General features: G+C 47.2%; 5 protein-coding genes. All 5 read left to right on the forward strand.

The features are described from left to right. The first annotated feature begins 98 nt into the window (after positions 1-98). The 5 genes from rpoB (at position 99) to fusA (ending at position 12,022) form a co-directional block, all read left to right on the forward strand. Positions 99-4,277: a DNA-directed RNA polymerase subunit beta gene (gene rpoB / locus O3660_RS10690; protein ID WP_049350636.1), complete on the forward strand. Its 4,179-nt coding sequence runs from the start codon at positions 99-101 to the stop codon at positions 4,275-4,277. Positions 4,278-4,433: 156 nt separating this feature from the next. Then, positions 4,434-8,609: a DNA-directed RNA polymerase subunit beta' gene (rpoC, locus tag O3660_RS10695; protein ID WP_371464950.1), complete on the forward strand. Its 4,176-nt coding sequence runs from the start codon at positions 4,434-4,436 to the stop codon at positions 8,607-8,609. A gap of 329 nt (positions 8,610-8,938) precedes the next feature. Further along, complete coding sequence (rpsL, locus tag O3660_RS10700; protein ID WP_002218431.1) at positions 8,939-9,310, forward strand: 30S ribosomal protein S12; 372 nt, start codon at positions 8,939-8,941, stop codon at positions 9,308-9,310. A 117-nt stretch (positions 9,311-9,427) separates the two neighbouring features. Next, a complete protein-coding gene (gene rpsG, locus O3660_RS10705) occupies positions 9,428-9,898 on the forward strand; it encodes a 30S ribosomal protein S7 (protein ID WP_003745196.1) in 471 nt (156 codons plus the stop codon). An 18-nt stretch (positions 9,899-9,916) separates the two neighbouring features. After that, entirely contained in the window at positions 9,917-12,022 is a 2,106-nt protein-coding gene (gene fusA / locus O3660_RS10710; protein ID WP_004565796.1) for an elongation factor G, read from the forward strand. The last annotated feature ends 86 nt before the right edge of the window (positions 12,023-12,108 follow it).

Below are 12,108 nucleotides of genomic sequence, written 5' to 3' on the forward strand. Positions count from 1 at the left end.
AGTCTTTATAAAATCATTGCAAATAAATGTAAATATTAAATTGATGCATGCCGTTGTTTCAGACGGCCTATTATTTAAAATTGCTTTTCGGAGTGTATATGAGCTATTCGTTTACCGAGAAAAAACGTATCCGTAAGAGTTTTGCAAAGCGAGAGAATGTCTTAGATGTTCCTTTCCTGCTGGCAACCCAAATTGATTCTTATGCGAAATTTTTGCAGCTGGAAAATGCTTTTGACCAACGCACTGATGATGGTCTGCAAGCGGCATTTAATTCTATTTTCCCGATTGTGAGCCATAACGGTTATGCGCGATTGGAGTTTGTGCATTACACATTGGGCGAACCTTTATTCGATATTCCTGAATGTCAATTGCGCGGCATTACTTACGCGGCTCCATTGCGTGCCCGTATCCGTTTGGTGATTTTGGATAAAGAAGCATCTAAGCCGACTGTAAAAGAAGTTCGTGAAAACGAAGTATATATGGGTGAAATCCCATTGATGACGCCAAGCGGCTCTTTTGTCATCAATGGTACTGAGCGTGTGATTGTTTCCCAGCTGCACCGTTCTCCAGGCGTGTTCTTTGAGCATGACCGTGGTAAAACACATTCTTCCGGTAAGCTGTTGTTCTCTGCTCGTATTATTCCTTACCGTGGTTCATGGTTGGATTTCGAATTTGATCCAAAAGATTTGCTGTATTTCCGTATCGACCGTCGCCGTAAAATGCCGGTTACGATTTTGTTGAAAGCTTTGGGCTACAACAATGAACAAATCTTGGATATTTTCTACGACAAAGAAACTTTCTATTTGTCTTCAAACGGTGTTCAAACTGATCTGGTTGCAGGCCGTCTGAAAGGTGAAACTGCCAAAGTTGATATCTTGGATAAAGAAGGCAATGTATTGGTCGCCAAAGGTAAACGCATTACTGCGAAAAATATCCGTGATATTACCAATGCAGGTCTGACTCGTTTGGATGTAGAGCCAGAAAGTCTGATTGGCAAAGCATTGGCTGCGGATCTGATTGATCCGGAAACCGGCGAGGTATTGGCGTCTGCTAACGATGAAATTACAGAAGAACTGTTGGCTAAATTTGATATCCATGGCGTAAAAGAAATTACGACCCTTTATATCAATGAATTGGATCAAGGTGGTTACATCTCCAGCACTCTGCGTACAGACGAAACCGCTGATCAGCAAGCTGCACGCGTAGCGATTTACCGCATGATGCGTCCTGGCGAACCGCCTACCGAAGAAGCTGTTGAACAGCTCTTCAACCGCTTGTTCTTCAGTGAAGACAGCTATGATTTGTCTCGCGTAGGCCGTATGAAATTTAATACGCGCACATACGAGCAAAAATTGTCTGAAGCACAACAAAACTCTTGGTATGGCCGTTTGTTGAATGAGACTTTGGGCGGTGCAGCTGAAAAAGGCGGTTACGTTCTGAGCGTTGAAGACATTGTTGCTTCTATTGCTACATTAGTTGAACTGCGTAACGGTCATGGCGAAGTAGACGATATTGACCACTTGGGCAATCGTCGTGTTCGTTCTGTGGGTGAGTTGACTGAAAACCAATTCCGCAGCGGTTTGGCTCGTGTTGAACGTGCAGTTAAAGAGCGTTTGAACCAAGCAGAATCTGAGAACTTGATGCCGCATGACTTGATCAATGCAAAACCTGTTTCTGCCGCGATTAAAGAATTCTTCGGCTCCAGCCAATTGAGCCAATTTATGGATCAGACCAACCCATTGTCTGAAGTTACCCATAAACGCCGTGTATCTGCATTGGGCCCGGGCGGTTTGACTCGCGAACGTGCAGGCTTTGAGGTGCGAGACGTACATCCGACCCACTATGGCCGCGTATGTCCGATTGAAACGCCTGAAGGTCCGAACATCGGTTTGATTAACTCATTGTCCGTTTATGCGCGTACCAATGATTATGGCTTCTTAGAAACCCCTTACCGCCGTGTTGTCGATGGTAAAGTAACTGAAGAAATCGATTACTTGTCTGCTATCGAAGAAGGCCGGTATGTGATTGCACAGGCGAATGCCGATTTGGACAAAGACGGTAATCTGATTGGCGACTTGGTTACCTGTCGTGAAAAAGGCGAAACCATTATGGCAACACCTGACCGCGTTCAATATATGGACGTGGCAACCGGTCAAGTGGTATCCGTTGCAGCATCGCTGATTCCATTCTTGGAACATGATGACGCGAACCGTGCATTGATGGGTGCCAACATGCAACGTCAGGCCGTACCGTGTCTGCGCCCTGAAAAACCAATGGTTGGTACCGGTATCGAACGCTCTGTAGCCGTTGACTCTGCTACTGCAATCGTTGCCCGTCGTGGCGGTGTGGTTGAGTATGTAGATGCTAATCGCGTCGTAGTTCGTGTTCATGATGATGAAGCGACTGCCGGTGAAGTGGGTGTCGATATTTACAACTTGGTTAAATTTACCCGTTCCAACCAATCTACCAACATCAACCAACGTCCGGCCGTAAAAGCAGGCGATGTGTTGCAACGTGGTGACTTGGTAGCCGACGGTGCATCTACCGACTTGGGTGAATTGGCTTTGGGTCAAAACATGACCATCGCCTTCATGCCATGGAACGGTTACAACTATGAAGACTCGATTCTGATTTCAGAAAAAGTGGCTGCGGACGATCGTTATACTTCGATTCACATTGAAGAACTGAACGTTGTTGCACGTGACACTAAACTGGGTGCGGAAGACATTACTCGCGATATTCCGAACTTGTCCGAACGTATGCAAAATCGTTTGGATGAATCCGGTATCGTATATATCGGTGCAGAAGTAGAAGCCGGTGACGTCTTGGTAGGTAAAGTAACACCTAAAGGCGAAACCCAACTGACTCCTGAAGAAAAACTGCTGCGTGCCATTTTCGGTGAAAAAGCATCTGACGTAAAAGATACTTCATTGCGTATGCCTACCGGCATGAGCGGTACCGTTATCGACGTTCAAGTCTTCACTCGTGAAGGTATCCAACGCGACAAACGTGCTCAATCCATTATTGATTCTGAATTGAAACGTTACCGCCAAGATTTGGGCGATCAATTGCGTATTTTCGATAATGACGCATTCGACCGTATTGAGCGTATGATTGTTGGTCAAAAAGCCAATGGTGGTCCGATGAAGCTGGCTAAAGGCAGCGAAATTACTACCGAATATTTGGCAAGCCTGTCCAGCAAACATGATTGGTTTGATATCCGTTTGGCTGACGAAGACTTGGCCAAGCAATTGGAACTGATTAAATTGAGCCTGCAACAAAAACGCGAAGAAGCGGATGAGTTGTATGAGATCAAGAAGAAAAAACTGACCCAAGGCGACGAGCTACAACCGGGCGTACAAAAAATGGTGAAAGTATTTATCGCCATCAAACGCCGTCTGCAAGCCGGTGACAAAATGGCGGGTCGCCACGGTAACAAAGGTGTGGTATCACGCATTCTGCCAGTGGAAGACATGCCTTACATGGCTGACGGCCGTCCGGTAGACATCGTACTGAACCCATTGGGCGTACCTTCCCGTATGAACATCGGTCAGATTTTGGAAGTTCACTTGGGTTGGGCGGCAAAAGGTATCGGCGAACGCATCGACCGTATGCTGAAAGAGCAACGCAAAGCCAGCGAGCTGCGTGAATTCTTGAACAAACTCTACAACAGTAGCGGTAAGAAAGAAGATTTGGACAGCCTGACAGATGAAGAAATCATCGAATTGGCTTCCAACCTGCGCAAAGGTGCATCTTTCGCCTCTCCTGTATTCGACGGTGCAAAAGAGTCTGAAATCCGCGAAATGTTGAACTTGGCTTACCCAAGCGAAGATCCTGAGGTTGAGAAACTGGGCTTTAACGACAGTAAAACTCAAATCACGCTGTATGACGGCCGTTCAGGCGAAGCATTCGACCGCAAGGTTACAGTCGGTGTGATGCACTATCTGAAACTGCACCACTTGGTTGACGAAAAAATGCACGCCCGTTCTACCGGTCCATACAGTCTGGTTACCCAGCAGCCTCTGGGCGGTAAAGCTCAGTTCGGTGGCCAACGTTTCGGTGAGATGGAGGTTTGGGCATTGGAAGCATACGGTGCGGCATACACGCTGCAAGAGATGCTGACTGTGAAGTCTGACGACGTGAACGGCCGTACTAAAATGTACGAGAACATCGTCAAAGGCGAACACAAAATCGATGCCGGTATGCCTGAATCCTTCAACGTATTGGTTAAAGAGATTCGCTCGCTGGGCTTGGATATCGATTTGGAACGTTACTAAACAGAAATTTTCAGACGGCCTTTCAAGGTCGTCTGAAAAAGCGGTTTCAGAATAAGAATGAAGCAATCGGCATTTAGGCCGTCTGAAATCGAAAGTACCGTTTCCCAATATCGAAAATCCGCCATGCGGTAAAAATACTTCCTTCAAGGAGCAAAAATGAATTTGTTGAACTTATTTAATCCGTTGCAAACTGCCGGCATGGAAGAAGAGTTTGATACCATCAAAATCGGTATTGCCTCTCCCGAAACCATCCGCTCATGGTCTTATGGCGAAGTTAAAAAACCTGAAACCATCAACTACCGTACGTTCAAACCTGAGCGCGACGGTTTGTTCTGCGCCAAAATCTTTGGTCCGGTCAAAGACTATGAATGTTTGTGCGGTAAATACAAACGCTTGAAATTTAAAGGCGTAACCTGTGAAAAATGTGGCGTAGAAGTGACCTTGTCTAAAGTACGCCGCGAACGCATGGGCCACATTGAATTGGCTGCACCTGTTGCCCATATTTGGTTCTTGAAATCCCTGCCTTCCCGCTTGGGTATGGTACTGGACATGACTTTGCGCGATATCGAACGCGTATTGTACTTTGAAGCATTTGTGGTAACCGATCCCGGCATGACTCCGTTGCAACGTCGTCAATTACTGACTGAAGACGATTACTACAACAAACTGGACGAATACGGCGACGACTTCGATGCCAAAATGGGTGCAGAAGGTATCCGTGAATTGTTGCGCACCTTGGATATTACCGGCGAAATCGAAATCCTGCGTCAAGAGCTGGAATCTACCGGTTCTGACACCAAAATTAAAAAAATTGCCAAACGTTTGAAAGTATTGGAAGCTTTCCACCGTTCCGGTATGAAACTGGAATGGATGATTATGGACGTGCTGCCGGTATTGCCGCCTGATTTGCGTCCGTTGGTTCCATTGGATGGTGGTCGTTTTGCCACTTCCGATTTGAACGATTTGTACCGCCGCGTTATTAACCGTAACAACCGTCTGAAACGTCTGTTGGAACTGCATGCGCCTGACATCATCGTTCGTAACGAAAAACGTATGTTGCAAGAAGCAGTTGACTCTCTGTTGGATAACGGCCGTCGCGGTAAAGCCATGACCGGCGCCAACAAACGTCCGCTGAAATCATTGGCTGACATGATTAAAGGTAAAGGCGGCCGCTTCCGTCAAAACCTGCTGGGTAAACGTGTGGACTACTCTGGTCGTTCCGTGATTACCGTAGGTCCATACCTGCGTCTGCACCAATGTGGTCTGCCGAAAAAAATGGCGTTGGAACTGTTCAAACCATTCATTTTCCACAAATTGGAAAAACAAGGTTTGGCGTCTACCGTTAAAGCTGCGAAAAAATTGGTAGAACAAGAAGTACCTGAAGTATGGGATATCTTGGAAGAAGTGATCCGCGAACATCCGATTATGCTGAACCGTGCGCCAACCCTGCACCGTTTGGGTATTCAAGCGTTCGAACCTATCCTGATCGAAGGTAAAGCGATTCAGTTGCACCCATTGGTGTGTGCCGCATTTAACGCCGACTTTGACGGTGACCAAATGGCTGTACACGTTCCATTGAGCTTGGAAGCACAAATGGAAGCACGCACGCTGATGCTGGCTTCAAACAACGTATTGTCTCCAGCCAACGGCGAACCAATCATCGTACCTTCTCAAGATATCGTATTGGGTCTGTACTACATGACCCGCGACCGTATCAATGCCAAAGGCGAAGGCAGCCTGTTTGCCGATGTGAAAGAAGTGCATCGTGCATACCATACCAAACAGGTTGAACTGGGTACGAAAATTACCGTACGTCTGCGCGAATGGGTAAAAAACGAAGCAGGTGAGTTTGAGCCTGTCGTTAACCGTTACGAAACGACTGTCGGCCGTGCATTGTTGAGCGAAATCTTGCCTAAAGGCCTGCCGTTCGAGTACATCAACAAAGCGCTGAAGAAAAAAGAAATTTCTAAACTGATTAACGCATCATTCCGTCTGTGCGGTTTGCGTGACACAGTTATTTTTGCCGACCACTTGATGTATACCGGTTTCGGTTTTGCGGCTAAAGGCGGTATTTCCATTGCGGTTGACGATATGGAAATTCCGAAAGAAAAAGCAGCCTTGCTGGCTGAGGCTAATGCCGAAGTTAAAGAAATCGAAGACCAATACCGTCAAGGTTTGGTGACCAACGGCGAACGTTACAACAAAGTGGTCGATATTTGGGGTCGTGCCGGCGATAAGATCGCTAAAGCGATGATGGACAATCTGTCCAAACAAAAAGTTATCGACCGTGACGGCAACGAAGTTGATCAAGAGTCCTTCAACTCTATTTACATGATGGCCGACTCTGGTGCCCGTGGTTCTGCAGCTCAGATTAAACAGTTGTCCGGTATGCGTGGTTTGATGGCCAAACCTGACGGCTCTATTATCGAAACGCCAATTACCTCTAACTTCCGCGAAGGTTTGACTGTATTGCAATACTTTATTGCGACCCACGGTGCGCGTAAAGGTTTGGCGGATACCGCGTTGAAAACGGCAAACTCCGGTTACCTGACCCGTCGTTTGGTAGACGTAACCCAAGATTTGGTAGTTGTTGAAGACGATTGCGGTACTTCAGACGGCTTTGTGATGAAGGCAGTGGTACAAGGCGGTGATGTGATTGAAGCCTTGCGCGATCGTATTTTGGGCCGCGTTACTGCTTCTGATGTTGTCGATCCTTCGACTGGCGAGACTTTGGTTGAAGCCGGTACGTTGTTGACCGAGAAACTGGTAGATATGATTGACCAATCCGGTGTCGATGAAGTTAAAGTCCGTACGCCAATTACTTGTAAAACCCGTCATGGCCTGTGTGCACACTGCTATGGTCGCGACTTGGCACGCGGTAAACTGGTTAACGCCGGTGAGGCAGTTGGTGTGATTGCGGCACAATCCATTGGTGAGCCAGGTACTCAGCTGACCATGCGTACGTTCCACATCGGTGGTGCGGCATCTCGTGCAGCGGCGGCCAGTCAAGTAGAAGCCAAATCCAACGGTACAGCACGTTTCAGCAGCCAAATGCGTTATGTTGCCAACAACAAAGGCGAGTTGGTTGTTATCGGCCGTTCTTGTGAAGTAGTGATTCACGACGATATCGGTCGTGAACGTGAACGTCACAAAGTACCTTACGGTGCAATCCTGCTGGTACAAGACGGCGAAGCCATTAAAGCCGGTCAAACTTTGGCAACTTGGGACCCGCACACCCGTCCGATGATCACCGAACACGCAGGTACGGTGAAATTCGAAAACGTGGAAGAAGGTGTTACCGTTGCGAAACAAACCGACGATGTCACCGGTTTGTCTACTCTGGTAGTGATTGACGGTAAACGTCGTTCCTCTGGTGCTTCTAAACTGTTGCGTCCGACTGTCAAACTGTTGGATGAAAACGGTCTGGAAATTTGCATCCCAGGTACCACTACCCCAGTTTCTATGGCATTCCCGGTCGGTGCGGTGATTACCATCCGTGAAGGTCAGGAAGTCGGTAAGGGTGATGTATTGGCGCGTATTCCGCAAGCGTCTTCTAAAACCCGCGATATTACCGGTGGTCTGCCACGCGTAGCCGAATTGTTTGAAGCACGCGTGCCGAAAGATGCAGGTATGTTGGCAGAAATTACCGGTACAGTTTCCTTCGGTAAAGAAACCAAAGGTAAACAGCGTCTGATTATTACCGACGTAGACGGTGTAGCATACGAAACCCTGATTTCTAAAGAGAAACAAATTCTGGTACACGACGGTCAAGTGGTAAACCGCGGTGAAACCATCGTAGACGGTGCCGTAGATCCACACGACATTCTGCGTCTGCAAGGTATCGAAGCATTGGCCCGCTACATTGTTCAAGAGGTGCAAGAGGTTTACCGCCTGCAAGGTGTGAAGATTTCCGATAAACACATCGAAGTCATCATCCGTCAAATGCTGCGTCGAGTGAACATCGTTGATTCAGGTGATACAGAGTTCATTACTGGTGAGCAAGTTGAGCGTGGCGATGTGATGCTTGCCAATGAAAAAGCCATGGCTGAAGACAAAGAGCCGGCACGTTACGAAAACGTGTTGCTGGGTATTACCAAAGCTTCCTTGTCTACAGACAGCTTTATTTCTGCGGCATCGTTCCAAGAAACAACCCGCGTCTTGACAGAGGCCGCTATTATGGGCAAACAAGACGAGCTGCGCGGTTTGAAAGAGAACGTGATTGTTGGTCGTTTGATTCCTGCCGGTACAGGTTTGACCTACCACCGCAGTCGTCATCAACAATGGCAGCAAGCTGATCAAGAAACTTCTGAAACCGAAGCTTCAGACGAATAATCCCTCGGGATTATTGTGAAAATGAAACCGCAAGACTGGCTTGCGGTTTCATTTTTTAGAGGACATAAAAGAGAGTGGAGTTTCAGGCCATCTAAATAAATAAGGAAAGCAATGGAGAAAATAAGTAGAGAACCAAATTGCGGACTTGTTTAAAATGCCAAAGGCCATCTGAATGTTTCAGACGGCCTTTGTTTCTAAAATTTAGACATAAATTGGAAAACACCAAACTTTATCAGTCATTTGCTTGACTAAACCCTTACAATAAAAATATAATTCCAATCTTGTCGACATGGTGTCGGCAAGTATTTAACTCAACAGGACGAGAAAATATGCCAACTATTAACCAATTGGTACGCAAAGGCCGTCAAAAGCCTGTGTACGTAAACAAAGTGCCTGCACTGGAAGCTTGCCCGCAAAAACGTGGCGTGTGCACCCGTGTATACACAACTACCCCTAAAAAACCTAACTCTGCATTGCGTAAAGTATGTAAAGTTCGCCTGACCAACGGTTTTGAAGTAATTTCATACATCGGCGGTGAAGGTCACAACCTGCAAGAGCACAGCGTCGTATTGATTCGCGGCGGTCGTGTAAAAGACTTGCCAGGTGTACGTTACCACACTGTACGCGGTTCTTTGGATACTGCAGGTGTTAAAGACCGTAAACAAGCCCGTTCTAAATACGGTGCTAAGCGTCCTAAATAATTATCGGGGCTCAAATAGGCACGTCGGCCGCCTAAGCTGAACAACGGCCGAGTAAGTGAATACTCAATTGGGTATTCATGGGAATTGACCCAACTGAATAGATTAAAGGAAATTAAAATGCCAAGACGTAGAGAAGTCCCTAAGCGTGACGTACTGCCAGATCCTAAATTCGGCAGCGTTGAGCTGACTAAATTCATGAACGTATTGATGATTGACGGTAAAAAATCTGTTGCAGAACGTATCGTTTACGGTGCACTGGAACAAATCGAGAAAAAAACCGGCAAAGCAGCAATCGAAGTATTCAACGAAGCCATTGCAAACGCCAAACCTATCGTGGAAGTGAAAAGCCGCCGTGTAGGTGGTGCAAACTACCAAGTTCCTGTTGAGGTTCGTCCTTCACGCCGTTTGGCTCTTGCAATGCGCTGGGTTCGCGATGCGGCCCGCAAACGTGGTGAGAAATCCATGGACCTGCGTTTGGCAGGCGAGTTGATTGATGCGTCCGAAGGTCGCGGCGGTGCGTTGAAAAAACGTGAAGAAGTACACCGCATGGCTGAAGCCAACAAAGCATTCTCTCACTTCCGTTTCTAATTTTGAAAGGCTAATAAAATGGCTCGTAAGACCCCGATCAGCCTGTACCGCAACATCGGTATTTCCGCCCATATCGACGCGGGTAAAACCACTACTACAGAACGTATTTTGTTCTATACCGGTTTGACCCACAAATTGGGCGAGGTGCATGACGGTGCGGCTACTACCGACTACATGGAACAAGAGCAAGAGCGTGGTATTACCATTACCTCTGCTGCCGTAACTTCCTACTGGTCCGGTATGGCGAAACAATTCCCCGAACACCGTTTTAACATCATCGACACCCCGGGACACGTTGACTTTACCGTAGAGGTGGAGCGCTCTATGCGTGTATTGGATGGTGCAGTAATGGTTTACTGTGCGGTGGGCGGTGTTCAGCCACAATCTGAAACCGTATGGCGTCAAGCCAACAAATACCAAGTGCCACGCTTGGCGTTTGTAAATAAAATGGACCGTCAAGGTGCCAACTTCTTCCGCGTTGTTGAGCAAATGAAAACCCGTTTGCGCGCAAACCCTGTGCCTATCGTAATTCCGGTTGGCGCAGAAGACAGCTTCAGTGGCGTTGTTGACCTGCTGAAAATGAAATCTATCATCTGGAACGAAGCTGATAAAGGTACAACCTTTACCTATGGCGATATTCCTGCTGAGTTGGTTGAAACTGCTGAAGAATGGCGTCAAAACATGATTGAAGCTGCAGCAGAAGCCAGCGAAGAATTGATGGATAAATACTTGGGCGGCGACGAGCTGACTGAAGAAGAAATCGTAGGCGGATTGCGTCAACGTACTCTGGCAGGCGAAATCCAACCTATGTTGTGTGGTTCTGCATTTAAAAACAAAGGTGTTCAACGTATGTTGGACGCAGTTGTAGAATTGCTGCCAGCTCCTACCGATATTCCTCCGGTTCAAGGTGTTAATCCTAACACTGAAGAAGCCGACAGCCGTCAAGCCAGCGATGAAGAGAAATTCTCTGCATTGGCGTTCAAAATGTTGAACGACAAATACGTTGGTCAGCTGACTTTCATCCGCGTTTACTCTGGTGTCGTGAAGTCCGGTGATACCGTATTGAACTCTGTAAAAGGCACTCGTGAACGTATCGGCCGTTTGGTACAAATGACTGCTGCGGACCGTACTGAAATTGAAGAAGTACGTGCTGGTGATATCGCAGCCGCTATCGGTCTGAAAGACGTTACTACCGGTGAAACCTTGTGTGCGGAAAGCGCACCGATTATCTTGGAACGCATGGAATTCCCTGAGCCGGTAATCCATATTGCCGTTGAGCCGAAAACCAAAGCCGACCAAGAGAAAATGGGTATCGCCTTGAACCGTTTGGCTAAAGAAGACCCATCTTTCCGTGTTCGTACAGACGAAGAATCCGGTCAAACCATTATTTCGGGTATGGGTGAGCTGCACCTGGAAATTATTGTTGACCGTATGAAACGCGAATTCGGAGTGGAAGCAAATATCGGTGCGCCTCAAGTGGCTTACCGCGAAACTATCCGCAAAGAAGTCGAAGCCGAATACAAACACGCTAAACAATCCGGTGGTAAAGGTCAATACGGTCACGTTGTGATCAAAATGGAACCTATGGAGCCGGGTGGTGCAGGTTACGAATTTATCGATGAAATTAAAGGTGGTGTGATTCCTCGCGAATTCATTCCGTCTGTCGATAAAGGTATCCGCGATACCCTGCCTAACGGTATCGTTGCAGGCTACCCAGTAGTTGACGTACGCGTACGTTTGATCTTTGGTTCTTCACACGACGTTGACTCCTCTCAACTGGCCTTCGAATTGGCTGCTTCTCAAGCCTTCAAAGAAGGTATGCGTAAAGCCAATCCTGCTCTGCTTGAGCCGATCATGGCAGTTGAAGTGGAAACCCCTGAAGAATACATGGGTGACGTAATGGGCGACTTGAACCGTCGTCGTGGCGTTGTATTGGGTATGGATGATGACGGTATCGGCGGTAAAAAAGTCCGTGCCGAAGTACCTCTGGCAGAAATGTTCGGTTATTCTACCGACCTGCGTTCTGCAACCCAAGGCCGCGCTACTTACTCTATGGAGTTCAAGAAATATTCTGAAGCTCCTGCCCACGTAGCTGCTGCTGTAACTGAAGCCCGTAAAGGCTAATCAGGTAAATAGGTCGTCTGAAAGACTGAAATGATTTTTCAGACGGCCTCTGTTCTTTAATCGATCTTTAATGTAAAGGAATTAGC

The organism is Neisseria sp. 27098_8_139 (assembly GCF_041433195.1).
Taxonomy (GTDB): domain Bacteria; phylum Pseudomonadota; class Gammaproteobacteria; order Burkholderiales; family Neisseriaceae; genus Neisseria; species Neisseria subflava.

What these genes read in the sequence shown, in the direction of transcription:
- fusA (WP_004565796.1), top strand. Translation starts at nt 9,917, where the DNA reads ATGGCTCGTAAGACCCCGATCAGCCTGTACCGCAACATCGGTATTTCC.
- rpsL (WP_002218431.1), top strand. Translation starts at nt 8,939, where the DNA reads ATGCCAACTATTAACCAATTGGTACGCAAAGGCCGTCAAAAGCCTGTG.
- rpoB (WP_049350636.1), top strand. Translation starts at nt 99, where the DNA reads ATGAGCTATTCGTTTACCGAGAAAAAACGTATCCGTAAGAGTTTTGCA.
- rpoC (WP_371464950.1), top strand. Translation starts at nt 4,434, where the DNA reads ATGAATTTGTTGAACTTATTTAATCCGTTGCAAACTGCCGGCATGGAA.
- rpsG (WP_003745196.1), top strand. Translation starts at nt 9,428, where the DNA reads ATGCCAAGACGTAGAGAAGTCCCTAAGCGTGACGTACTGCCAGATCCT.